Origin of the sequence: Glycomyces endophyticus (genome assembly GCF_039531525.1) — a bacterium.
In the GTDB taxonomy this organism is placed as follows: domain Bacteria; phylum Actinomycetota; class Actinomycetes; order Mycobacteriales; family Micromonosporaceae; genus Glycomyces; species Glycomyces endophyticus.
In genome coordinates this window covers 347971-372463 of the sequence record NZ_BAAAQF010000005.1, presented here as the reverse complement: position 1 = coordinate 372463, position 24493 = coordinate 347971, and the positions used below count along the sequence as shown (strand labels likewise).

The window sequence follows — 24493 nt, the reverse complement described above, 5'->3', positions numbered from 1 at the left end:
GGCCCGCCGTCCGGCGGTCGCGGCCGCCGGTCGCGGTGCGATGCGGCCGCCCCGGCCTCCACTGGGGGCTTCAGTCGCCGTCGTCGACCGGCCGCCTGGCGCGCGGGGGCCGCCGCCGCACGGTGCGCTGCGCGTAGTACCAGCGGTACCAGGGGGCGGTGCCGCCCTGGCGGATCCACTGCCGGGCGCTCGGCCTCGTGAGCGCCAGGGCGATGATCGCGGACGGCGCCGCGAACTCGGCCGTCAGGAACGGCGCCCAGAGCTCGTCGGTGCCCAGGAATCCGAGGCCGAGGCCGACGATGCCTGCGGCGAGCGCGGTCTGGAGCACGATCATGCCGACCTGCGCCCAGCGCCGGCCTTCACCGACGCCCCAGGCGAACACCCCGATGAAGACGCCGAACACGAGCAGTCCGAGGGCTACGGCCGCCGTCAAGGCGAGGTGGTCGAAGAACGACCCCATCTCGAGGAAGCCGACCAGGTCAAGGAGGCGGAGCGTGCGTAACCCGAACCAGTCGAGGCCGATGAGCGTCTCGCCGACCGCGACGAGGAGGATCGCCTGGCAGGCGGCGAGTCCTCGCGCGAGGCCGATGCTCTCGGGCGGCCGGTAGCTCGGCTTGGTCATGGCGCTGCTCCCGTCTGCGGGGGACCTTCCAGCATGCGCCATGCCCGCCACTAGCGGTTGAAGAGCATCTCGAAGAGGCCGAGGCGCCAGGCGGCGTCGCGGGCGACGAGGAAGCCGACGATGCCGACGATCCAGCCGGTGGTGGAGGCCGCGTTCCTGGTCATCCAGTCGTTCATGCGGACCAGGAGGGGCTCGACGGCGTTGCGGGCGACGAGGCGGGCCGTCAGGAGGACGAGCGCGGGCAGGACCATGACGAGGCAGTACCCGGCCATGGTCGCGGTGGTGGCGGCGGGGCCGATGCCGGAGGTGGTGACGATGCCGATGGCGGCGAGGTACGGGAGCATCGTGGCGACTTCGAGGGTCGCGGCGCCGAGCGCGAGGCCGACGAGCGGGAGGGCGCTGGTGCGGGTCGCGGTGGTGCCGGGCGCGTCGGCCTCGATGCCGAGGGCGCGCTCGCGCCAGCGGCCCATGCGGCCGCCGCCTTCTTTGGACTTCTTGGAGTCGAAGCGGAAGCTGAGGATCAGCAGGCCGATGCCGACGGCGAGCTGGACCCAGGTCGCGGGCCGGGTGTCCATGAGCGCGCCGAGGTCGTCGATGAACGTGGTGGCGCCGAGGACGACGACCATGCCGACCGCGAAGTAGAAGACCACGATCGTGCCGAGGTAGACGAGCATGCGGCCGGCCTTGACGCGGCCGGGCGCGAGGAGCAGCCAGATCGGGATGAGCAGGGTCCCGAAGCTCGTCGAGTCGATGAGGGCGAGGGCGGCCAGTGAGGCGGCCATGGCGAGGTCCATGTGCCGAGCGTAGGGAGCCGGGAGGGGTCCGGGCGTCGGCCGCGGGATCGATCTTCGGCGCGGGGACTGCGCCTTTGGTGGCAGACCGAAGGTGGGGACTGGTCATGGATAGCGCTTTCCGATAGGGTCCTCGGCATGGGCGACGATGCCGATGGAGGGAACCCCATGAACCGAGACCCCGCACCCCTGATCGTCAACGACAACGGGGCCTGGTGCTGGTTCCAGGACGAGCGCGCGCTCGTGGACCCCGCGACGCAGACCCTCGTCGTCGGCTCGATCGCCGCGCCCGAGGGCCCCGGCGGGGAGGCCCGGGCCGGGAACGTCGAGCTGTCCGTGGTCGACCTGCGGGCCGGCACCAGCGAGACCGTGGTCCTCCACGAGCGCCTCGAATCCGACGACCACGACGTGCCCGCGCTGTGGCGCCGCGCCGACGGCCGCTGGCTCGCCGTCTACACCAGGCACAAGACCGACGACCTGACCCGCTGGCGCGTCAGCGAACCGGGCGACCCGACCCGCTGGGGCCCCGAGAAGGCCTTCGACTGGTCGGTGCTCACCGGCGGCGCGGGCGTCACCTACTCGAACCTGCGGTCGATCGGCGGGCGCCTCTACTGCTTCGCCCGCGCGGTGAACGACGACCAGTGCGCCCTCGTCTCCGACGACGACGGCGACACCTGGGCCTACGCGGGCAAGCTGTTCACCCGCCCGAAGGTCGGGTACGTCAACGGCTACACCCGCTACGACGGCGACGGCGACCGCGTCGACCTGATCACCACCGACCACCACCCGCGCGACTACGACAACTCGATCTACCACGGCTACATCGAGAAGGGCGTGCTCCACCGCAGCGACGGCACCGTCGTCGACGCCGACGCGCTCAGCGGCGAGGCGCCGTCCCAAGTGGAGCTCACGACGATCCTCCAGGCCGGGTCGCGGTGGGACGGCGTGCGCATCTCGCACTGCTGGACCACCGACGTCCGCCAGGGGACCGACGCCTCCGTCGCCGCGGTCCTGACCGCGCGCGCCGGCGAGGAGGAGCACCTGGAGCGCCGCAAGGCCCACCCGGACCTGCGGTTCTTCTACGCGCGCATGGCACCCGGCGGCGAATGGACCGTGCACGAGCTCGCGAAGGCCGGGCCCGGACTCATGCCGCACGAGGAGGACTACACGGGCCTCGCCTCGATCGACCCGTACGACATCGACTCGGTGTACGTCTCGACGTCGGTCGACCCCCGCGACGGATCGGTCCTCGCGCACCACGAGATCTTCCACGCCCGCACCGGCGACGGCGGCGCCACGTGGACGTGGACCCCGGTCACCGAAAACTCTGATGTGGACAATCTGCGCCCGATCGCCGCCCCGGGCGACCCCTCTCGCGTCCCGCTCCTGTGGTTCCGCGGCGAGATGACCGCCTCGCAGCACTACCGCTGCGAGGTCGTCCTGCGCGACCTCCCCCGGGAGGACTGACCGCGGGGCCCGGCCGACCGGCCGGGCCCCGCGTCGCACCGACTCCCGAGGCTCCGGAAAGAGCGCCGGAGCCTCGGGCCGATCCTTTACGGGACCCGGATGTCGGGCCAGGGGTAGGCCGTGACGTCCGAGCCGATGTAGAAGCTCGGGTGCGGCGGCTGGTTGTAGGCGGTGTTCTGCCAGGCGATGGCGACCCGGTACTGGATGTCGTGCATCAGGGTCGCGATCCGCAGGCTCGTGGCGCTCGGCGTGGCGTAGATCCGCAGCGCGGAGCTGTCACTGGTCCGCCAGATCACCTCCTCGCGCCAGTCGCCGAACAGGTCGGCCGAGAGGTTCGGCGTGGCCTTGGTGCCGTTGTTCGACGCCACGCCCGAGCCGGTCAGGAGCGTCCCCGAGGGGTAGTTCGTGATCGCGGTCCCGTCGAGCAGCTCGCGCTCGCCGTCACCGTCCCACCAGGCCAGGAAGTTCGACGAGGCGGGCTTGGACCCGAGGTTCGCGCCCGACGCCGAGAGCAGGCCGCTCACGTTCGAGGACCAGTACTCGGCCCCCGGGTTCGAGGCGAGGACGTTCGCCGCCACGCCGCGGCCGTTGTCGCCGCTGGCGGCGGTCTGGAACAGGATCGACCCGTTGGAGCCGTTCAGGTGCGAGGACGGCTGCGAGGCCGACTCGTGGACCATGAAGACCTCCTGGCCCGCGCGGCTCGGCACGAAGTCCGAGACGTGCAGCGCGTCGCCGTGGCCGAACCCGGTGTTCCACAGCGCCTGCCCGTTCGCGCCGACCGCCATGGCGCCGTAGACGACGTCCTGGTTCCCGTCGCCGTTCAGGTCGGCGATCGAGAGGCTGTGCGCGCCCTGGCCGGCGTACTGGCTGCCCGCCGAGTTCGAGTCGAACGTCCAGCGGGTCGACAGGTCGGTGCCGTTCCAGTCAACGGCCCAGATCACCGAGCGCGTGTAGTAGCCGCGCGCGAAGATCATCGACGGCGTCGATCCGTCCAGATAGGCCGTTCCGGCGAGGAAGCGGTCCACCCGGTTGCCGTAGCTGTCGCCCCAGTTCGAGACGGTGCCGCGCGGCGGGTTGTAGTCCACGGTGTCCATCGCGGCGCCGGTCTGGCCGTTGAAGATCGTCAGGTACTCCGGTCCGGAGAGGACGTAGCCCGAGGAGTTGCGGTGGTCCGCGGTCGAGGAGCCGATGACCTGCCCCGTGCCCGAGACCGTCGCGTCGGCGGTCTTCATCGCGATCTCGGCCCGGCCGTCCGAGTTGTAGTCGTACACCTGGAACTGCGTGTAGTGCGCGCCCGAGCGGATGTTCCGGCCCAGGTCGATGCGCCACAGCCGGGTGCCGTTCAGCTCGTAGGCGTCGATGATCGTGTTGCCGGTGTACCCGGACTGCGAGTTGTCCTTCGCGTTCGAGGGGTACCACTTCACGACGTACTCGTACTGCCCGTCGCCGTCGAGGTCGCCCACGCTCATGTCGTTGGCCTCGTAGGTGAACGCCTCGCCCGAGGGCGTGGTGCCCCCGGCCGGGCGCTGGATCGGGATGTCGAGGTAGCCGCTGGAGTTGAACGTCGCCTCCACGCCGACCTGCGCGCCCACGGTGCCGTTGACGACCGCCGCGACCGTGTACGTGCCGGAGGAGCCGGTGTCGAGGTAGTTGGTGGCGCCGGTGATCGGGGAGCTGTTGAGCAGCGTCCCGTTGCGGTAGACGTTGAACGCCACGTTCGAGGGGTCGGTGCCCAGCAGCCGCCAGGACACCAGCCGGCCCGAGCCCGAGGGCACGACGGTGACGCCGCGCGTCAGCTCCTCGACCTCGTAGCGGCCGTTCTGCTGCGGCGGCGCGCCGTCGGTGACCTCGACGTAGTCGATGTTCGCCAGGCCCGCCGCGGAGGAGGCCGACAGCCGGATCGTGTTGCTCCCGGCGTTCAGCGGCACCGAGACGGTCTTGGTCGACCACGAGGTCCACCCGCCGGTCGCGGGGAACGCGCTGGCGGCGGCCACGGTGGCGCCGTTGACGACGATGTCGGCCGAGCGGGTGTCGGTGGCGCCGTGGGCGTACCGGATCGCCAGGCTCGCCGTCCCGGCGGCCGCGGCGTTCACCGTGAACTGGTTGTAGGCGCCGGCGGCGTTGCTGGAGTTGCAGAACCCGCTGCCGGAGTAGCCGGTGTGGTTGGAGTCGATCGTGCCGTTGCACACGGCCGGGCTGCTCTCCGCCTCGTAGCGGACGGTGGCGGCGTTGGCGGGGTTCCAGACCGCCGAGACGGCCACGGCCGCGAGTGCGGCCGCCGTCAGGACCGACAGGCTGCGCAGCCGCCGGTTTCGGAATGTACGCATGAGTGCTCCGCGTGTCGAGATGTGAGGGTGGAGTCCGCCGGGTCGCGGCGGAGCGGCGCACCATGGGCATGCCGGGTCGACACGGTGCGCTTGCATTCACACATTGAAGTGAATCGATTCAATGTCTTGGAGAATTATAGTAGGAATCCGCTTTCAAAGGCAATCGATCGAAGCTCATAAATTTCTTGGGCGGTGCCCGGCGGTGCCGCGGCGGCTCGTTCAACCCCGGTTTACACCCCGGCCCCTACCGTCCCTGCCATGAGACGAGTTGCAACGATCATCGCCGCGGGGCTGCTGGCCGCCGGGTGCACGTCCGTCGAGGAGGGCCCCGGCCCGCACGCGGCGCAGGAGGCCTGCGACCCGGAGCTGCTGAGCGCCCTCGGGAAGTGGGCCGACGCGGGATTCAGCGGCGCGGTCGCGATCACCGGCGGCGGCGCCGACTGCCGGGCCGCGTTCGGCACCGCCGACGGCACCGCGCCCAACACCGACGACACGGTCTTCGCCATCGGCTCGGTGAGCAAGGGCTTCACCGCCGCCGCAATCCTCGACCTCGCCCAGGACGGCGCGCTCGCCCTGGACGACCCGGCAGGAGCGCTCCTGCCGGGCCTGACCGGCCCCGCCGCCGACGCCACGGTCGAGCAGCTCCTGGTCCACACCAGCGGCCTCGAAGGCGACCACGGCGACGGCGACCACCGCCCGCTCGACCGCGACCGGGCCGTCGCGGACCTGAGCGCCCTCGGCTCGGCCTTCGAACCCGGCACCGACTTCCTGTACTCCAACGCCGGATACACCCTCCTCGCGCTCATCGTCGACGAGGCCACCGGCTCCTACCGCGACTACATGGCCGAGGAGATCCTCACCCTCGGCGGCGGCTTCTGGGACGGCGAGCCCGCCGCCCCCGGACCCCGCGCGATGGGCGAGGTCGACGGCGCGCCCGCCGTCGAGAACGGTCAGTTCGCCGGACCGCACTGGGCCCTGGAGGGCAACGGCGACCTCGCCATGACCGCCGGGCAGCTCGCCGACTGGACCAAGGCGCTCTTCGAAGGCGAGGTCATCGACCCCGCCGCCGTCGAGGCCCTGGAGGCGACCCGCTTCGACTACGGCGACGGCACCGCCGAGATCCCCGGATGGGTCTCGGTCGGCGCCGAGGTCTTCGGCGTCCCGCTCGTCACCGCCTCCGGAGGCGGCGGCGACACCGGCCACAACGCCGTCGCCACCTGGCTCCCCGACCAGGGCGTGAGCATCGCCGTCACCTCCAACAGCGAGCGGATCAACGCCGGGCAGCTCGCCGAGCTCGTCGTCCCCGCCGTCGCGGCCGGCGAACCGCTGCCGGAACCCGAACCGCGCATCGAGGCCGACCCCGCCGAACTCCAGGCCCTCGCCGGTGAGTACGCGCTCGCGACCGGCGGGTCCTACACCGTGACCGCCGCCGAGGACGGCCTCGAAGTCGCGGCCGAGGGGGCCGACGCCGTCGCCGCCATGTTCGCCTCGCCCGACTTCGCCCCGGAGGACGTCGCCGCCCACGAAGCGGCCGTCCTCGCCCTCCTCGACGGCGAGACCGAGATCGGACGCGAGGAACTTGCAGCGATCGAAGCCGAGATCGGCGCGGTCGAGGCCGTCGAACTGGCCGGCACGGCCGGCGAGGACGAGCTGCGGACCTACCTCGAACTCGCCACCGCTGCCGGGACGGTGCTCGCCTGGTACGCCCTCGACGAGCACGGCGGCGTCGGCGCCCTCGCCGTCGACACCGGCCCGCCGACGTTTACCCTGGTGCCGACCGCCGCCGGCGAGTACCGCCGCGACCTGTTCAACGTCGAGGACGGCGTCGAGGTCGTCTTCACCGACGACGCGATGACCGTCACCGGACCGGCCGGGACCGCCGAGGCCGGCCGGAGCTGAGAGGAGTCGGCGTGCGCATCCTGCTGGTCGAGGACGACCGCGACCTGGGCCCGGTCATCGCGCTGGGCCTGCGGAACGAGGCCTACGCCGTGGACCTCGCGGCCACGGTAGCCGAAGCGGAAGAGCTGTTGTGCGCCAACGACTTCGACGTGGCCTGCCTCGACCTCGGGCTGCCCGACGGGGACGGTCTCGAACTGCTGCGGCGGCTCGGGACCGACCCCCACCTGCGCCGGCCCCGGCGCCTGCTCGTCCTCACCGCCCGCGACGCGGTCGACGACCGGGTCGCCGGGCTCGACGCGGGCGCCGACGACTACCTGGTCAAGCCCTTCAGCTTCGCCGAGCTGGCCGCCCGCCTGCGGGCCCTGACCCGCCGCGCCGACGTGCGCGACGCGGTCCTGGAGGTCGGCGACCTGCGGCTCGACGCCGCCGCCCACCGGGCCTGGCGCGGCGGCGCACCGCTCGAACTGACCGCGAGGGAGTTCTCGATGCTCAGGTACTTCATGCACCATCCCGGCGAGACCTTGTCCACAGAGGACCTGCTGGAGCACGTGTGGGACGCGCAGGCGGACCCGTTCACCGCCTCCGTGCGCGTCATCCTCAGCCGCCTGCGCCGCAAGCTCGGCGAACCCGGTCCGATCACGACGGTCACCGGGGTCGGCTACCGGCTGGAGGCGGCGTGACGGCGCTGCGCTCGCTCCGGGTCCGCCTGGCGCTCACCGGGTCCCTCGCGATCTACCTGCCGGTGGTCCTGGCGTTCGGGGTCACTGCGATCACCCGCGAGTCCTACGGCGAGATCGGCGCCGACGGCGTCGAGCGCACCGTCTCGCGCACCGGCGTCGAGCCGTCGGGCTGGGCGGTGCTGACCGTGGTCCTGCTGCTGCCGGTGACGGCGGCGCTCGCGTGGTGGTGGTCGGGCCGGGCGGTGCGCCCGTTCGAACGCGTCCGCGCGGCCGCCGAGCGCATCGAGGGCACCGACCTCGGCCTGCGCGTGGGGAACGCGGAGGGCACCACCGAGGCGGTGGCGCTCGCGGCCGCGTTCGACTCGATGCTGGACCGCCTGGAGCGGTCGGCGGCAGTACAGCGGCAGCTGGTCGAGGAGGCCAGCCACGAGCTGCGCACGCCTCTCGCGGTCCTCATCACCGGCGCGGACGTGGTGCTCGCCCACCCCGAGCCGAGCCTGGAGCTGTACCGCGAAGGGCTGGAGCGCAGCCGCGGCGCCGCGCACCGGCTGCGGGACGTCGTCGACGAGCTGCTGGTGGACGCACGCGGGCGGGCCCGCGTGATCGACCGCAGGCCGGTGGACCTGGCGGCCCTCGCGCGGGAGGTCGCGGCCGAGTTCGCGCCCGCGCCCGTGGCGGTGACGGGCGCGGCGAGTGCCGAAGCGGCCGTAGACGGTCCGAGCGTGCGGCGCGCGATCGGGAACCTCGTCGGGAACGCCGTCAAGCACGCTCCCGAAGGGACCGCCGTCGGGATCGAGGTGGTCTTGGAGGCGACCGCGGTGGTGCTCACCGTGTCCGACGAGGGCCCCGGGATCGCCGAGGCCGACCGCGAGCGCGTGTTCGAGCGGTTCTGGCGCGGCGACCGGGCCCCGGGCACCGGGCTCGGGCTGCCGATCGCGCGCCAGATCGCGCAGGCGCACGGCGGAGGCGTGGACCTGGTCGAGGGCGGGCCCGGGTGCCGGTTCCGGTTGACCCTGCCCAGGGGCGCCGCCCCGGGCGCCGGTCGGGGGGCGGCCGCCCCTTGAGCGGATTCGTCGATCGCCGAGGGGCCGCGGGCCCCTAGGGGACGGTGTGGCCGCCGGCGATGAAGAGGCGGTACCACTCCTCGCGGGTCAGCGGGACCTCCGAGCCCGCGGCGGCGTCGGCGACGCGGCCGGGGTTGGTCGTGCCGAGCACGACCTGCATGTTCGCGGGGTGGCGGGTGATCCAGGCGACGGCGATGCCGGTCGGGGTGACCCCGTACTTCGCGGCCAGCTCGTCGATGAGGTCGTTGAGCTCGGCGTACTCCTCGCGGTCGCCGAGGAAGATCCCGTCGAAGAAGCCCTTCTGGAACGGCGACCACGCCTGGAGGGTCATGCGGTTGATCCGCGAGTACTCCAGGAGGCCGTTGTCGCGGTCGACCGACTGGTCGAGGCCGGCCATGTTCGCCGCGACGCCCTGGGCGATGAGCGGCGAGTGGGTGATCGAGAGCTGGACCTGGTTGTACGCCAAGGGCTGGCGCACCGCGGTCTTGAGCAGCTCGACCTGGAGCGGGGTGTGGTTGGAGACGCCGAAGGTGCGGACCTTCCCGTCGGCCTCGAGCTCGTCGAAGGCCTCGGCGACCTCCTCGGGCTCCATGAGCGTGTCGGGGCGGTGCAGCAGGAGCACGTCGAGGTAGTCGGTGCGCAGGGCCTGGAGCGACTCGTCGACCGAGCGGAGGATGTGCTCCTTCGAGAAGTCGAAGAACGGGTGGCGGATGCCGACCTTGGACTGGATGACGATCTGCTCGCGCTCGTCGTCGCCGAGGCGGAGCGCGTCGCCGAAGCGGGCCTCGCACAGGTGGCGCTCGGCGCCGTAGATGTCGGCGTGGTCGAACGCGTTGATCCCGGCGTCGCGGGCGGCGCGGTAGAGGCCGCGGATCGCGTCGTCGTCGAGCGAGCCGATCCGCATGAGGCCGAGGACCACGTTGGTGGGGTCGGGCGAGTGGTCGGGGATCGGGATCGTCTTCATGCCGCCATCCTGCCACACCCTGCACTTGAACGATAAATGACGTGGATTCGCGTCGGCCGGGGCCGGCGGGCCCCGGCCGACGCGCTCGCGTGCGTCGCGCCCGCGGCCGTCACGGCCCTCCGTTGGCCTGGCGGTCCTTCTCCATCTGGCTGATGGTGTTCTCGCCGGCCGCGGTGGAGTTCGCGGTGTACTTGATGGTCTTCATCTTGTCGATCGGGTTCTTCCAGCTGTTCTTCAGCGGGTCGAGCGACTTCGCCAGCGGGCCGTTGGAGAGGCCGCGCAGGTTCGAGGCCCCGTCCATGACCTTCCCGCCGCCGCGCATGAGCCCGGTGGAGGTGCCCTTGAGGAGCTGGTCGGTGGCGCCGTCGAGCGACTTCTTCAGGCCGGTCGACTGGGTGCCGAACTTGCGGAGCGAGGCCACCCAGCGGCCGAGCTTCGACATGAGCTGGCCGAGCTTGCCGACCAGGTTCGCGAAGACGGACACGGCCTTGGACACGACCCGGGCGATCGCGGCGGCCGCGGTGGCGCCGAAGGTGAACCCGGCGGTGGCGAGGGCGCTGAGGATCCACAGGATCGCTTCGGCGATGAAGTTGGAGATGATCTCCAGGAACATCGTGCGGAAGATCGCCACCAGCACGCCCGCGCCGGTGATGAGGTTCGCCGTCCACTTCGCACCGTCGGCGGCGCCGGCGATGACCCCGCCGAAGGCCGCCGCGCTCTGGCGGTACGCGTCGGCGTCCTGGCCGTCCCAGTCGGCGATGCTCCCCAGCTCGGCGGCCCAGGCCTCCGAGGCGTCGTGGAGCGCCATCGAGATGTTGTTCCACGTCAGCGCGAGGCCCTCGATGGCGTTCGGGTTGCCCGCGAGCCAGTCGAGGGGCTCGCGCAGGAACGAGACGTGCTCGAACAGCCACGAGATGCCGGCCTGCACGAGGTGCTTGAAGGGGTTGGAGATGAACGAGAGCGCGTCCAGGCCCAGGGAGAAGGTCGAGGCGGCGATGTCGCCGACGTCGACCTGCCCCTGGGTGATGGCGTTCCCGTAGGCCTGGCCGGCCTTGTAGACGCCGTAGAAGATCTTGGCGCTCTGGGGGAAGACGGTCGGGGTCTCCCCGACGATGAGGGGGTTCGCGGCGTTCACCGGCCGAGCTCCTTGAGCAGTGCGTTGAAGACGGCGGCGACTTCTTCGTCCACGGTCTGGTAGTGCTGGGCGGTGGCCTGGAGCGCCATGGTGAAGCCGGTGCCCAGGTCGTCGATCGAGTCGAGGGTCTCGGTGCCGTCGTCGAGGAACAGGTCCAGGGCGGGCGGGATCATCTGCGCGAAGACGATGCCGTAGGCGTTCTCGTCGCCGAGGCGCACGGTCTTGGCCGCGTCGGCGGCCTGCACGACCGTCGGCATGGGGCCGTTGATGAGCCGCGACGCGTGGTCGCGCAGCATCTGGGGGTCCACGTTGACCATCTACGGCTCCGTCCGGGGCGAGGCGAAGCCGGTGATGACGCTCATGGCCTCGGAGTCCTCGCCGAGGAGGCCCGACATGATCTCGGTGGTCTTGCGGCCGGACTCCTGGAGGGCCAGCTGGTAGACCTCCAGGACCAGGTCGGCGAGGCCGGTGCCGGAGAGGCCGCGCGCCTGGGGCGAGAAGCGCAGGCCGGTGAGGGTGCCTCCGGCGTTGACGGTGACGGTGACGATCTCGTCCTCGTCGGCGGCGGTGACGGCGGATTCGGCGAGGAGCGCTTCGGCGCGGCCGGCGCGCTCCTGGATGACCGCGACGCGGGACTCGAGGTCCTGCATGATCTCTTCTGGCGTGCGCAAATCGTCCTCCTTCTGCGGTGGTGCCGTTGGTGCGGATGTCAAGCTAGCCAACGAGAGTGAACCGGAGATTGCGCTGTCCTGAACGGGGCCGCTCAGTCAGGGACCGTCATGGCCGCAAGCAGCTCCGGGCCCGTCCAGTCGCGCCGCCCGCCCGACTCCGCCTCGTGGACGAGCGCGGTCAGCCGCTCGTTCACCGGCGCCGCCGTGCCGTGCTCGGCCGCCAGCGCCGCGATCTCGCCGTTCAGGTAGTCCACTTCGGTGGGACGGCCCGACTCGAGGTCGTCCCAGGTCGAGGAGCGCGCGTGCGGGTCGACCGCGAGCATCCGGGCCGCCACCCGCGCGAACACGGCGTCGGGCAGGCCCAGGACGAACGGCAGCAGCCCCGGCGGGGCGCCCGCCGCCTTCGCGGGCGCGATCCCCGCGGCCCGGAACGCGGCCAGCGCCTCCCGCTGCGCGAGCGCGAGCACGCGCCGGAACGCCCGCTGCGACAGCTCGGTGCGCAGCGGCAGGCCCGAGAGCGCGTTGACCGCGTTGTTCAGGTTGAGGATCAGCTTCCCGGCCTGCACGCCGAGCAGGTCCTCGTGGAGCGCGAGCGGCAGGCCCGCGCGGTCGAACGCGGCCAGGTGGGCGTCGAGCGCGGGGTGGGCCTGGACCTCGACGCCGCCGGCGGTGCCGCGGTGGAACCGGCCCTCGCCCTGGTGGACGACGTTGCACGCGACCATGCCGGGCACGGCCTCGGCCGCCCCCAGGCCCTCGCGCAGCGTCTGGGCGTTGCGCAGGCCGTTCTGGAGGCTCACGACCGGCGTGCCGGGGCGCAGGCGCGGGGCGAGGCGGGCCGCGGCCTCGGCGGTGGCGGCGGACTTGACGGTCACCAGCACGAGGTCGGCCCCGGCCGCGGCGGCCGGGTCGGTCTCGTAGCGCGGGGCCTCGACGCGCTCGCGGGCGCCGTCGAGGTCGGTGAGGGTGAGCCCGTGCGCGCGGACCTCCGCCGCGATGCGCTCGCGCCCGACGAACACGACGTCGGCCCCGGCCGCGGCGAGCCGCCCGCCGACATAGCAGCCGATGCTCCCGGCTCCGTAGACGCAGATCATCCCCGGATGCTATCGCCGTGCGGCGCATCGTGGAAAGCGCGCCGAACGGGGTATCCGGGGCCCGTTCGCGCCGATTCGTCGCACGTTCGACATCCGTCGTTCAAGATGGGGTCATGGGATGACACCCGGTGGAAGGTGGAATCGGCGAGTGCCATACTCCAGGCATCCCTCGCATATCCACGGTGCTGAGTTAGGAGCAACCCCGAATGCCCGTCAACCGCAGAACCCTCCTCGGCGCGTCGGCCGCCGGGGCCGCGGCCGCCGTCGCCGCCGCCTCGCCCGCCGCGGCGAAGCAGTCCGCCAAGCGCTACTCGTTCACCGTCATGGGCACCACCGACCTCCACGGGAACGTCTTCAACTGGGACTACTTCAAGGACGCCGCCTACAGCGACGCCGCCGGGAACACCCGCGGCCTCGCCCGCGTCGCCACCCTCGTCGAGCAGGTCCGCGAGGAGGTCGGCAGGAAGAACACGATCCTCATCGACGCCGGCGACACCATCCAGGGCACGCCCCTCGCGTACTACTACGCGCGCGTCGACCCCATCGCCGAGGACGGCGGCCCCGTCCACCCCATGGCCCAGGCCATGAACGCGATCGACTACGACGCCGCCGCGCTCGGCAACCACGAGTTCAACTACGGCCTCGACACCCTCCGCAAGTTCGAGTCCCAGCTCGACTTCCCCCTCCTGGGCGCCAACGTCATCGACACCGAGACCGGCCGCCCCGCCTTCCCGCCGTACCACATCGCGCGCCTGCGCACCCCCCGCGGCAAGGACGTCAAGGTCGCGATCCTCGGCCTGTGCACGCCCGGCGTCTCCATCTGGGACAAGGCGATCGTCGACGGCGTCCTGGACTTCCCCAGCCTGGAGACCGAGGCCGCCCACTGGGTGAAGCACCTGCGCGAGGACAAGCGCGTCGACGTCGTCGTCATCTCCGCCCACTCCGGCACCTCCGGGACCTCCGCCTACGACACCTCCACGGGCCTGGGCATCGAGAACGCCTCCAAGATCGTCGCCGAGACCGTCCCCGGCATCGACGCGATCCTGGTGGGCCACGCCCACGTCGAGATCCCCGAGACCCGCGTGACCGGCCCCGACGGCGGCGAGGTCGTCCTCTCCGAGCCGCTCTGCTACGGCCAGCGCCTCACCCGCTTCGACTTCGACCTGGTCTGGGAGCGCGGGCAGTGGCAGGTCGAGTCCGTGGCCGCCTCGGTCCTCAACTCGAACACCGTCGCCGAGCACGAGCGGATCACCGAGATCCTCACCGACGAGCACGACGAGGTCGTCGCCTACGTCAACCAGGTCGTCGGCCAGGCCGCCATCGACCTCGACACCGCCGAGGCCCGGTACAAGGACGAGCCGATCATCGACCTCATCACCAAGGTCCAGGAGGACGTGGTCGCGGCCGCGCTCGCCGGGACCGAGCACGCCGGCCTGCCGGTGGTCTCGCAGGCGTCGCCGTTCTCGCGGACCTCGCTGATCCCCCAGGGCGACGTCAAGATCAAGGACCTCTCCAGCCTGTACATCTACGACAACACGCTGGTCGCGAAGCTCCTGACCGGCGCGCAGGTCCGGGCGTACCTGGAGTACTCGGCGCAGTACTTCGTGCAGACCGCCGCGGGCGCGGCCGTCGACCCCGAGGCGATCACCAACGAGGGCGGACGGCCCGACTACAACTACGACTACGTCTCGGGCTTCACGTACGAGATCGACATCGCCAAGCCCGCCGGCTCGCGCATCGCGAACCTCAAGCACGCGGGCGCCGACGTCGACGACGCGCAGGAGTTCGTGTTCGCCGTCAACAACTACCGCGCCAACGGCGGCGGGAACTTCCCGCACGTCGCCGCCGCGCCCGAGCTGTGGAGCGAGTCGATCGAGATCCGCACCCGCATCATCGAGTGGGTGACGGCCAAGGGCGCGCTCGACCCCGCCGAGTTCGCGTCCGTCGACTGGGTCCTCACCCGCGACGGCGTGCCGGTGTTCTAGCAGGTCCGCACGGCGCCGCGGCTCCGGCCGCGGCGCCGTTCACGTTCCCCCGCCGCACGTGGCAGTATTGCCTCCACCAGGCGAACTGACCGCCCGGCTAGCAACGAGAACCCAATATGCCAGGAGCGCACATGGACTTCCGGGAAGAGGCCGCCGCCATCGAAGGCGACCTGATCGCGCTGCGCCGCGAACTCCACCAGATCCCCGAGATCGGACTCGACCTGCCCAAGACGCAGGCGGCCGTCCTCGCAGCGCTGGAGGGCCTGCCGCTGGAGATCACCCTCGGGCAGAGCTCGACCGCCGTCACCGCGGTCCTGCGCGGCGGCAAGCCGGGCCCGGCCGTGCTGCTGCGCGGCGACATGGACGCCCTCCCCGTCACCGAGGAGAACGACGCCGACTACGTGTCCACGCACGTCGGCACCATGCACGCCTGCGGCCACGACCTCCACACCGCCGGACTCGTCGGCGCCGCGAAGCTGCTCTCGGCCCACCAGGCCGAGCTCGCGGGCGACGTCGTGTTCATGTTCCAGCCCGGCGAGGAGGGCTGGGACGGCGCCGGCCACATGATCGCCGAAGGCGTCCTCGAAGCGGCCGGCCGCAAGGTCGACGCCGCCTACGGGCTGCACGTCATCTCCGACACCGTGCCCCGCGGCGTGTTCACCACCAAGCCGGGCCCGATGATGGCCGCGTCCTCCGGCCTGTTCGTGAACGTCGTCGGCAAGGGCGGCCACGGCTCGCGCCCGAACACGACCCTCGACCCGATCCCGGTCGCCGCCGAGATCATCACCGCGCTCCAGAACCTCGTCACCCGCCGCTTCAACGTGTGGGACCCGATCGTCATCACCGTCGGGACCTTCAACGCCGGCACCCGGCACAACATCATCCCCGACAACGCCAAGTTCGAGGCCACCGTACGGACCTTCTCCGAGGAGGCGCTCGCGCAGGTCGAGAAGGAGTCGGTGAAGCTCGCCGAGGACATCGCGACCGCCCACGGCCTCACCGCCGACGTGCGGTTCGAGCGCGAGTACCCCGCCACCGTCAACGACGCGAACGAGGCCGCGTTCATCGCCGAGACCGTCAAGGACGTGTTCGGCGAAGACCGCTACACCGAGATGCCCGACCCGGTCATGGGCTCGGAGGACTTCTCGCGGGTCCTCCAGGCGGTCCCCGGCAGCTACATGTTCTACGGCGCCACCGTGAAGGCGGACCCGAAGGACGCCGCCTCCAACCACTCCCCGCGCGCCGCGTTCGACGACTCGATCCTCGCCGACGGCGCCGCGCTCCTCGCGGAGCTCGCCGTCCGCCGCATGAACCGCGGCTAGCCGCACGACGGCGGGGGCGGGCCCGCGGGCCCGCCCCCGCCGCGCTACACGGCGTACGCGACGACCTGCGCGACGATCTCCTCAGGAGTGTGCGCGACGTCGACCCTGATGCCGTCCTCGCCCTCCACCAGCGGCTCCAGCGCGGCCAGCTGCGAGTCGAGCAGGGCCGGGGGCATGAAGTGGCCCTTGCGGTGGCCCAGGCGCTCGGCGATCAGATCGCGGCTCCCGTCCAGGTGCACGAACCGCACGCGCGCGCTCGCCTCGCGCAGCACGTCGCGGTAGTGGTGGCGCAGCGCCGAGCAGGTGACCACGGTCGAGCGGCCCGCGTCGGCCTGCTCGCCGATCCAGTCGCGGAGCGCGGCGAGCCACGGCTCGCGGTCGGCGTCGGTCAGCGCCTCGCCCGCGCGCATCTTCGCGACGTTCGCCGCCGAATGGAACTCGTCGCCCTCGGCGAACACCCAGCCGAGCCGCCGCGCGAGCAGCTCGGCCACGGTGCTCTTGCCCGAGCCCGAGACACCCATGACCACCAGGCAGGTCGCCGCCATGTCACTCCTCGTCGTCGCATGCGCTGCCGAAAGGCAGCCGTTCCCGACGAAACCTAACACCGTTCACATGTTTGCCGGACACGAGTCCGAGGCAACTGTTAGGAGCCCTGACAGCGCCTTCCATCCGGAAGGGGCGCAACCTGTTCGCTCTCCGAACACCCGCGGCCACACGCGCAACGCGCCATCTCACGCCGCGCACGGGGCCACACCACTGACGGCCGCGGCGTGTTTGGGCGACGACACGGCGTTTCGCCTGGTCTGAACAGTGAAGTACACGCAGTAACCGATTAGCATGAGCCCCAACACCACCACGGCTCACAAGGCCGCGACTCCACCGCAGATCGGACTAGCCATGCCCGAGTTCGCACCAGTGCGATTGCCGCACTACGACGGCAGGGACTCAGGTCCCCGCTCGCTCCTCGACGACGTCGCCGCCTGGGTCGAATCCGAACCCATGTCCGCACTCCTGCGTCACTACGGCGGCTCCCTCCCGGGAACCGGGACCGCCACCGACCTCGCGTACCTCGAAGCGTTCTCCGCCGTCCACTGGGACTTCCGGGCCGGCCGCGAACGCCACGAGACCGCCCCGCAGCACTTCGACCCCGAGCAGGAGCGCGCCGTCACCGAGGCCGCGCTCGCCCTCGGGCTCGGCGCGGAGGTGAAGCCGCGGCTGGAGCACTACACGCACGTCCTCGTCCTCGGCGGACTCGTCGCCTCCTGCCTGTTCCGCACCCGCTTCGCCGCCGAGCTCCTGGCCGACGGCACCGGGGCCGACAACGTCACCGGCGTGGGCGGCTTCCGCCCGCTCGGCCCCGCCGACCTCGAAGCGGCCGCCCTCAGCGGCCTCCACTGCGGCGCCTTCGAGATCGACGCGATCGAGTCGAGCCTCAAGCGCGCCTTCGGCCTCGACGGCGAACCCCACCTCGCCGCCGGCGGCGACCCCCACCGCGAACCGGGCCGCTCCTGGAAGGTCGCGACCTACGAGGCCGGGCCGCTGACCGTGCGCGCCGTGGCCGCCCCGTCCTCGGTCCCCGACCGGCGCCGCGCCGACACCGTCGACACCTGCCGGTTCTGGGCCGACGAGATCGCCGACCTCGCCCCTGGCGACACCGTCCTGGTGGTGACCTCGGCGCCGTACACCGCGTTCCAGCACTGCGACGCCATCGCCCACATGGGGCTCCCGTACGGCGTCACCATCGACACCGTCGGCGTCGACCCCGCCTCGCTCCCCGAGCCGCACTTCCGCAAGCGGCACACCGCGAGCGGCTACCTCCAGGAGATCCGCTCGGCGATCCGCTCCATGCGCCGCCTCCACTACGCGGCCGCGACCGCCGAGGCGGAGCTCGCCATCGAGGCCGCGCGGGCATTAAGGGACGAGGACCGGTGATTTCACCGATGCACAACCGCTCGGACCAGTAGATATTTACGTCCATCACTTGATGTGCTTCGTCGAGGAGGACGTAACATGCAGTCAACCAGGAAGCGGGGGCCGCTGGCCGCCGTGCTCACCGCGGTGCTGACCGCCGCGGTCGGCATCGCCGTCGCCGTCGCCCCCAGTGCGGCAGTGGCGCAGGACAACCCGTACGAGCGCGGCCCGAACCCCACGAACTCGAGCATCGAGGCGCTCCGCGGCTCGTACTCGACGTCGAGCACGAGCGTCTCCTCGCTCGTGAGCGGCTTCGGCGGCGGCACGATCTACTACCCGACCAGCACCGCCGACGGCACCTTCGGCGCCGTCGTGATCGTCCCGGGCTTCACCGGCACGCAGTCCACGATCTCGTGGCTCGGGCCGCGGCTCGCCTCGCAGGGCTTCGTGGTCTTCACCATCGACACGAACTCGATCTACGACCAGCCCGGCAGCCGCGCCGACCAGCTCCAGGCCGCCCTCGACTACCTCGTCGAGGACAGCAGCGTGCGCACCCGCATCGACGGGGACCGCCTCGCCGTCATGGGCCACTCGATGGGCGGCGGCGGGTCGCTCGAAGCCACCCGCGAGAACCCGGACATCAAGGCGAGCATCCCGATGACGCCCTGGCACACCACCAAGACCTGGTCGTCGGTGAGCACCCCGACCCTGATCTTCGGCGCCGAGGCCGACACGGTGGCCCCGGTCGGCTCGCACAGCGAGCCGTTCTACAACACGGTCCCCAGCTCGGCCGAGAAGATGTACATCGAACTGAACGGCGCCAGCCACTTCGCGCCCAACAGCTCGAACACCACCATCGCCAAGTACTCGATCTCCTGGCTCAAGCGCTGGGTCGACGACGACACCCGCTTCACCCAGTTCCTCTGCCCGGTCCCGACCGGATCGGCGATCGAGGAGTCCCGCGGCACCTGCCCGCTGGGTTAACGGAGCACACGCCACCACCGACCGCCCCGGCCTGGGAACAGGCCGGGGCGGTTCACCGTCCGTGCGGGCGACTGCGGGACCTGGTCAGTCGCGTGATGCCACCGCCACCGCCACCGCCACCGCCACCGCCACCGCCACCGCCACCGCCACCGCCACCGCCACCGCCACCGCCACCGCCACCGCCACCGCCACCGCCACCGCCACCGCCACCGCCACCGCCACCGCCACCGCCACGACGATGATGCCGACCGCGCCGGACCACCGCACCTGAAAGTTCCGACCGATCCACATCAGTTCACCCCTTCCAAACCGACTGGTCGGTTTTGTACGATGGACGGATGGGACGGCGCGCACCGGAGCACCCCGCCCGGGCGGCGTCGCCCGCGCGGCGAACCGGTCCGAGCCCGGCCGCCCCAGAACCCGCCGCGCCCCCGGGAGCCCGGACCGGCAGGACCGGTGCTCACCAGGCCGAACCGACCTCCCCGCCCCGCCTCCGTACCGCGCAGCCCCGCCCGCCGACCCCCGAACCGAACCGCGGCGCACAGTCCCACCCACCAGCCCCCGAAACGAACCACGCCGCACCGGTCAACCCGCCCGCTCCCCCGGTCCTCGACGCACCCGACCCACTCTCCGCGACCCTCCGCCGCCTCGACGACGGCAGCCTCGCCCTCGTCGTCACCGCCGCCGACGCCCACCTCCTCCACGAGGCCACCCGCGCCGACACCACCGTCACCCTCCGGGTCGCCACCGGCAGCGCCGAGCACGCCGCCCGGGCCGCCCTCGCACGCGGCCGCCGGGCCCTCGCGGAGGGCCCTCTCGGCGACGCCTACGCCTCCTTCACCCTCGCCGCCGTCCTCGCCGCGCCCACCGCCCCCGACCTCGCCCTCACCGCCCACACCGCTGCCGCCGACACCGCCTGGGCCGCAGGCGACCGCGCCGCCTGCACCGCCGCCCTCGAAAGCGCCCTGGCCGCGATGTCCGCCTCCGCCGACCCCGGCACGCGGTCGAACACCACACCGTCGAATGCCACACCGTCAAACACCACACTGTCGAACGCCGCACTGTCGAACACCGCACTGTCAGACCTCCCTGGCACCATGAAAGCGGGGGCGACACCGAAGCCGAACAACCATCACCTTCACCTGCGCCGCAACCCGTCAGACCCCTCGGGCACGATTGCACCGGGCGGCCACCCGGACGCCCAGCTCGCCGACTACCTCCGCGGCCTCACGGCGCTCCTCCACGAGACCCCCGGGCCCGCGATCGCCGCGCTCCGGCGCGTCGCGGCCGCCGCCGACGACAGCCCCGACGCCCTCCACCGCGCCTCCGCCGCCGCGCTCCTCCTCGGGGACGCCGACGCCGCGTGCAGGATCGGCCTGCGCGCCTTGGCGATCGCGCGCGACCGCGACCGGCCCGACCTCACCGCCCGTGCCCTCGAATACCTCGCCTACGCCGAGATGCGCGCCGGCCGCCACGCCCGGGCCCGCACCCACGCCCGCGAAGGCCTCGACGCCGCGCTCCGCACCGGCCGCGCCAACACCGCCGCCCACCACCGCGCGGTCCTCGCCCTCTCCGCCTCCGTCGAGGGCGACACCGCCGAGGTCGAAGCCCACGCCACCGCCGCCCTCGCCGCCGCGCGGCGCTGCGGCCTCAACCAGACCGCCGCCCTCGCCGAATGGGCACTCGCCCGCTCTGATCTCGCCCGCGGCGCGCCCGATGCGGCCGCCGCGCGGCTCGCGGGCCTCGTCCGCCAGGGCCACTTCGCGGTCCGGCACCTGCTGCTCCCCTGCTTCGCCGAGGCCGCCGCGCTCTCCGGCCGCAAGCAGGAGGCCCGCACCGTCCTCGCCGAGTTGCAGGCTTGGGCCGCTTCAGGACTCGACGACGCGGCCCGCGCCCAGCTCGCGCGCGTCGAGGCCCTCACCGCCCCGGCCGGCACCCCGCCCGAGACGATCGACGCCCACTTCCTGCACGCGATCCGCCTGCATCCCAGCGGCACCGGCGACTTCGAACGCGCCCGCACCCAGCTCCACTACGGCAAGTGGCTCCGCCGCCGGCGCCGCCCGCTGCTCGCCCGCGCCGTCCTGCGCGACGCCCTCCACGGCTTCGAGCGCTGCGGCGCGGCCACCTGGGCCGAGCAGGCCCGCCAGGAGCTGCGCGCCACCGGCGGGCGGGGCCGCGCCGAGCCCGGCGCGCTCGCCGGGCTCACCCCGCACCAGCTGCGGATCGCCCGCCTCGTCGCCACCGGCGCCACCAACCGCGAGGTGGCCCGATCGCTCTCGCTCAGCGTCCGCACCGTCGACCACCACCTGCGCAACATCTTCGCAGCCCTCGGCGTGCGCTCCCGGGTCGAACTCGCACGCCTCGTCGCCGACACCCCCTGAGGCCGCCCTGAAGTGAGCGCCTTCGGCGCGACATGGTTCGAGCCCCCGGAGAACCAGGGGCTCCTACATCGACTTCGATATATCTATCAAACAAAGAATCGGCCGACCCCGCGCGCCAGCAGGCGGGGTCGGCCGAGGGGGTCGGTCCTCAGATGAGGAACCGGGTGTAGGCCGGCAGGGTGAGGAACGTCGGGTAGTCCTCGCCCAGCGCGCACTCGGTGAAGACCGACAGGGCGTCGTCGAAGCGGTCGCCCTCGAAGCGCTGGAGCGACGCGAACTCGTCCTTGAGCAGCTGCTCGACCCACGCGCGGGTCACGGTGCGGCCCTCGTCGGTCTTGGCGCCGGCGTTGATCCACTGCCAGATCTGCGAGCGCGAGATCTCGGCGGTGGCGGCGTCCTCCATGAGGTTGTTGATCGCCGCGGCGCCCACGCCGCGCAGCCAGGACTCGATGTACCGCACGCCCACTTCGAGGTTCTTGCGGATACCGCCCTCGGTGATGTCCCCGGGCGTCGCGGCGACGTCGAGGAGCGCGGCGGCGTTCGGCACCACGTCCTCGCGCTGCCGGTCCAGCTGGTTCGGCAGGCCGCCGAGGGCCTCGTCGAACACGGCCGTCGCGACGGGCACGAGGTCGGGGTGGGCCACCCAGGAGCCGTCGAAGCCGTCGTCGGCCTCGCGGGTCTTGTCGGCCCGGACCTTCTCCAGGGCGACCGCGTTGGCCTCGGGGTCGCGGCGGCTGGGGATGAACGCGGCCATGCCGCCGATCGCGGAGGCGCTTCGCCGGTGGCAGGTCCGCACCAGCAGCTCGGTGTAGGCGCGCATGAACGGCGCGGTCATCGTCACCTGGTCGCGGTCGGGCAGCACGAAGCGCGGGCCCCGCTCGCGGAAGTTCTTGATGACCGAGAAGATGTAGTCCCAGCGCCCGGCGTTGAGGCCGGAGGAGTGGCGGCGCAGCTCGTAGAGGATCTCCTCCATCTCGAACGCGGCGGTGATGGTCTCGATGAGGACGGTGGCCCTGATCGTGCCGCGCGGGATGCCGAGGAGGTCCTGGGCGGTGTCGAACACGTCGTTCCACAGGCGCGCCTCAAGGTGGGACTCGAGCTTCGGCAGGTAGAAGTACGGGCCGCGGCCGAGTTCGAGCAGCCGGTGCGCGTTGTGGAAGAAGTACAGCCCGAAGTCCACCAGGGACCCGGCGACGGGCAGGCCGTCGACGCGCACGTGCAGCTCGGCGAGGTGCCAGCCGCGGGGGCGCACGATGATCGTCGGCAGGTCGGTCAGGCTCTCGCCGGCGAGCCGGTACTCCTTGCCCTGGTCGCTGGTGAAGTCGATGCGCCGCTCGATGGCGTCGCGCAGGTTGAGCTGCGCGTCGACGACGTTGTGCCAGTTGGGGGTGGAGGAGTCCTCCAGGTCGGCCATCCAGCACTTCGCGCCCGAGTTGAGGGCGTTGATCGTCATCTTGCGGTCGCAGGGCCCGGTGATCTCGACGCGGCGGTCCTCCAGCCCGGGGGCAAGGGTGGCGACGCTCCAGGAGAAGTCGTCGCGCACGTCGGCGGTCTCCGGGAGGAAGCCGGGGTCGACCCCGTTGGCGATCCGGATGCGGCGCTGCTGCCGGGTCTGGAGGATCTCCTGGCGGCGGGGCGCGAACTTCCGGTGCAGGGCGGCGACGAACGACAGCGCCTCGGGCGTGAGGACCTCGTCCTCGCGCTCGACGCGGGGCCCGTTGACCGTTATCCCCGCGTCGGTGCGGGTCTCTGAAGCGATGACCACTGGTTTCTCCTAATATGGCTGGGCGGGGCCGGAGCCCCGCCCGGACGGACTGGTCGCTGGGCAGCTGGACCTATTGTGCGCGAAGCGCTAGTGGAACTGGCCCTGCTCGGTGGAGCCGGCGAGCGCGAGCGTCTCGGCCGTCGGGTTGAGCGCGGACGTGACGAGGTCGAAGTAGCCGGTGCCGACTTCGCGCTGGTGCCTGGTGGCGGTGTACCCGCGGTCCTCGGAGGCGAACTCGCGCTCCTGGAGGTCCACGTAGGCCGTCATGCCCTCGCGGGCGTACCCGTGGGCGAGGTCGAACATCGAGTGGTTGAGCGCGTGGAACCCGGCGAGGGTGATGAACTGGAACGTGAAGCCCATGGAGCCGAGCTCCCGCTGGAACTTCGCGATCGTGTCGTCGTCGAGGTGGCGCTTCCAGTTGAACGACGGCGAGCAGTTGTAGGCGAGCATCTGGTCCGGGTGCTCGGCCTTGATCGCCTCGGCGAACGTGCGGGCCGCCTCCAGGTCGGGCGTGCCGGTCTCCATCCACAGGAGGTCGGCGTACGGCGCGTAGGCGCGGCCGCGGGCGATGCATGCCTCGATGCCGTTGGTGACGCGGTAGTACCCCTCGGGAGTGCGGTCGCCCGTGAGGAACTCGCGGTCGCGTTCGTCCACGTCGGACGTGAGGAGGGTCGCGGCCTCGGCGTCGGTGCGGGCGACGACCACGCTGGGCACGCCCTCGACGTCGGCGGCGAGCCGCGCGGCGTTCAGGGTCCGGATGTGCTGCCCGGTCGGGATGAGGACCTTGCCGCCGAGGTGGCCGCACTTCTTCTCGGAGGCGAGCTGGTCCTCCCAGTGGACGCCGGCGGCGCCCGCGGCGATCATGCCCTTCATGAGTTCGAAGGCGTTGAGCGGCCCGCCGAAGCCGGCCTCGGCGTCGGCGACGATCGGCACCAGCCAGTCGTCGACGGACTGGACGCCTTCGGCGGCCTCGATCTGGTCGGCGCGCATGAGCGCGTTGTTGATGCGGCGCACCACCTGCGGGACGGAGTTGGCCGGGTACAGCGACTGGTCGGGGTAGGTCTGGCCGGCGAGGTTCGCGTCGGCGGCGACCTGCCAGCCGGAGAGGTAGATCGCGTGGAGGCCGGCCTTGACCTGTTCGACGGCCTGGCCGCCGGTCATCGCGCCGAGCGCGTGGGTGTACCCGCCGGTGGCGGCGTCCTCGGTGAGCCGGGTCCAGAGGCGCTCGGCGCCGCGGCGGGCGAGGGTGTGCTCTTCGGTGACGCGGCCGCGCAGGCGCACGACGTCGGCGGCGCTGTAGTCGCGGACGGTGTCGGCCCAGCGCGGGTCGGAGGCCCACTCGATGGAGAGGCGCTCGGCGGCGAGCTGGGCGTCGAGCGCCTGAGGGTCGCGGTGCGTGTCGGACATCGTCGGCTCCGAGTGTCGGGACCGCCG

The 24493-nt window shown here is 72.1% G+C and carries 21 protein-coding genes; 10 read left to right on the top strand and 11 right to left on the bottom strand.

All coding sequences use genetic code 11. The annotated features are described in order from the left end of the window. Positions 1 to 70: 70 nt before the first annotated feature. Both ABD419_RS08440 and ABD419_RS08435 read right to left on the bottom strand, forming a co-directional pair. Positions 71 to 622, bottom strand: coding sequence for a hypothetical protein (locus ABD419_RS08440; RefSeq protein WP_344484405.1), 552 nt, complete (start codon positions 620 to 622; stop codon positions 71 to 73). 50 nt (positions 623 to 672) lie between these two features. Continuing rightward, complete coding sequence (locus tag ABD419_RS08435) at positions 673 to 1416, bottom strand: GAP family protein (RefSeq protein ID WP_344484402.1); 744 nt, start codon at positions 1414 to 1416, stop codon at positions 673 to 675. A gap of 165 nt (positions 1417 to 1581) precedes the next feature. Here ABD419_RS08435 and ABD419_RS08430 point away from each other — a divergent pair, with 165 nt between their 5' ends. Beyond that, positions 1582 to 2880: a BNR-4 repeat-containing protein gene (locus ABD419_RS08430; protein ID WP_344484399.1), complete on the top strand. Its 1299-nt coding sequence runs from the start codon at positions 1582 to 1584 to the stop codon at positions 2878 to 2880. 86 nt (positions 2881 to 2966) lie between these two features. Here ABD419_RS08430 and ABD419_RS08425 read toward each other — a convergent pair whose 3' ends face one another. After that, positions 2967 to 5207, bottom strand: coding sequence for a rhamnogalacturonan lyase family protein (locus ABD419_RS08425; protein ID WP_344484396.1), 2241 nt, complete (start codon positions 5205 to 5207; stop codon positions 2967 to 2969). Between the two features lie 258 nt (positions 5208 to 5465). Here ABD419_RS08425 and ABD419_RS08420 point away from each other — a divergent pair, with 258 nt between their 5' ends. From ABD419_RS08420 to ABD419_RS08410, 3 genes are read left to right on the top strand one after another with little or no spacing between them, the layout of a single operon-like run. After that, positions 5466 to 7106, top strand: coding sequence for a serine hydrolase domain-containing protein (locus tag ABD419_RS08420; RefSeq protein WP_344484393.1), 1641 nt, complete (start codon positions 5466 to 5468; stop codon positions 7104 to 7106). An 11-nt stretch (positions 7107 to 7117) separates the two neighbouring features. Continuing rightward, positions 7118 to 7786, top strand: a complete 669-nt coding sequence (locus ABD419_RS08415) for a response regulator (protein ID WP_344484390.1) — start codon at positions 7118 to 7120, stop codon at positions 7784 to 7786. Beyond that, a complete protein-coding gene (locus ABD419_RS08410; RefSeq protein WP_344484387.1) occupies positions 7783 to 8850 on the top strand; it encodes a HAMP domain-containing sensor histidine kinase in 1068 nt (355 codons plus the stop codon). Before ABD419_RS08415 ends, ABD419_RS08410 begins: the two co-directional genes overlap by 4 nt. Before the next feature lie 34 nt (positions 8851 to 8884). Here ABD419_RS08410 and ABD419_RS08405 read toward each other — a convergent pair whose 3' ends face one another. The 5 genes from ABD419_RS08405 to ABD419_RS08385 all read right to left on the bottom strand — a co-directional run bounded on the left by ABD419_RS08405 (position 8885) and on the right by ABD419_RS08385 (position 12711). Then, positions 8885 to 9814, bottom strand: a complete 930-nt coding sequence (locus ABD419_RS08405; protein WP_344484384.1) for an aldo/keto reductase — start codon at positions 9812 to 9814, stop codon at positions 8885 to 8887. A gap of 109 nt (positions 9815 to 9923) precedes the next feature. Next, the gene (locus tag ABD419_RS08400) at positions 9924 to 10949 is read right to left on the bottom strand and encodes a hypothetical protein (RefSeq protein WP_344484381.1); all 1026 of its coding nucleotides are present in this window, start codon (positions 10947 to 10949) and stop codon (positions 9924 to 9926) included. After that, complete coding sequence (locus ABD419_RS08395) at positions 10946 to 11266, bottom strand: type VII secretion target (RefSeq protein WP_344484378.1); 321 nt, start codon at positions 11264 to 11266, stop codon at positions 10946 to 10948. The genes ABD419_RS08400 and ABD419_RS08395 overlap by 4 nt, the downstream gene beginning before the upstream one ends. Next, a complete protein-coding gene (locus tag ABD419_RS08390) occupies positions 11267 to 11620 on the bottom strand; it encodes a YbaB/EbfC family nucleoid-associated protein (protein WP_344484375.1) in 354 nt (117 codons plus the stop codon). It lies immediately after the preceding gene. A gap of 92 nt (positions 11621 to 11712) precedes the next feature. Further along, the gene (locus ABD419_RS08385; RefSeq protein ID WP_344484373.1) at positions 11713 to 12711 is read right to left on the bottom strand and encodes a 2-dehydropantoate 2-reductase; all 999 of its coding nucleotides are present in this window, start codon (positions 12709 to 12711) and stop codon (positions 11713 to 11715) included. Positions 12712 to 12917: 206 nt separating this feature from the next. Here ABD419_RS08385 and ABD419_RS08380 point away from each other — a divergent pair, with 206 nt between their 5' ends. Then, positions 12918 to 14696: a bifunctional metallophosphatase/5'-nucleotidase gene (locus ABD419_RS08380; RefSeq protein WP_344484371.1), complete on the top strand. Its 1779-nt coding sequence runs from the start codon at positions 12918 to 12920 to the stop codon at positions 14694 to 14696. A 131-nt stretch (positions 14697 to 14827) separates the two neighbouring features. Next, positions 14828 to 16018 (top strand): M20 metallopeptidase family protein, encoded by a 1191-nt coding sequence (locus tag ABD419_RS08375; protein WP_344484368.1) that lies wholly within the window; start codon positions 14828 to 14830, stop codon positions 16016 to 16018. Between the two features lie 44 nt (positions 16019 to 16062). On the opposite strand, the gene ABD419_RS08370 is transcribed toward ABD419_RS08375, so the two are convergent. Then, positions 16063 to 16623 carry a gluconokinase gene (locus tag ABD419_RS08370; protein ID WP_486327372.1) on the bottom strand — a complete coding sequence of 187 codons (561 nt, stop codon included), beginning with the start codon at positions 16621 to 16623 and terminating at the stop codon, positions 16063 to 16065. A gap of 292 nt (positions 16624 to 16915) precedes the next feature. Here ABD419_RS08370 and ABD419_RS08365 point away from each other — a divergent pair, with 292 nt between their 5' ends. The 4 genes from ABD419_RS08365 to ABD419_RS08350 all read left to right on the top strand — a co-directional run bounded on the left by ABD419_RS08365 (position 16916) and on the right by ABD419_RS08350 (position 21294). Continuing rightward, on the top strand, positions 16916 to 17950 hold the full coding sequence (locus ABD419_RS08365) for a hypothetical protein (RefSeq protein WP_344484362.1): 1035 nt from the start codon (positions 16916 to 16918) through the stop codon (positions 17948 to 17950). 78 nt (positions 17951 to 18028) lie between these two features. Then, positions 18029 to 18913, top strand: coding sequence for a poly(ethylene terephthalate) hydrolase family protein (locus ABD419_RS08360; RefSeq protein WP_344484359.1), 885 nt, complete (start codon positions 18029 to 18031; stop codon positions 18911 to 18913). Positions 18914 to 18974: 61 nt separating this feature from the next. Continuing rightward, positions 18975 to 19184, top strand: a complete 210-nt coding sequence (locus ABD419_RS08355) for a hypothetical protein (RefSeq protein WP_344484356.1) — start codon at positions 18975 to 18977, stop codon at positions 19182 to 19184. 67 nt (positions 19185 to 19251) lie between these two features. Then, positions 19252 to 21294 carry a helix-turn-helix transcriptional regulator gene (locus tag ABD419_RS08350; protein WP_344484353.1) on the top strand — a complete coding sequence of 681 codons (2043 nt, stop codon included), beginning with the start codon at positions 19252 to 19254 and terminating at the stop codon, positions 21292 to 21294. Positions 21295 to 21442: 148 nt separating this feature from the next. On the opposite strand, the gene aceB is transcribed toward ABD419_RS08350, so the two are convergent. Continuing rightward, positions 21443 to 23059, bottom strand: coding sequence for a malate synthase A (gene aceB, locus ABD419_RS08345; protein ID WP_344484351.1), 1617 nt, complete (start codon positions 23057 to 23059; stop codon positions 21443 to 21445). A gap of 87 nt (positions 23060 to 23146) precedes the next feature. Continuing rightward, positions 23147 to 24466 (bottom strand): isocitrate lyase, encoded by a 1320-nt coding sequence (gene aceA, locus ABD419_RS08340; protein WP_344484348.1) that lies wholly within the window; start codon positions 24464 to 24466, stop codon positions 23147 to 23149. Between the last annotated feature and the right edge of the window lie 27 nt (positions 24467 to 24493).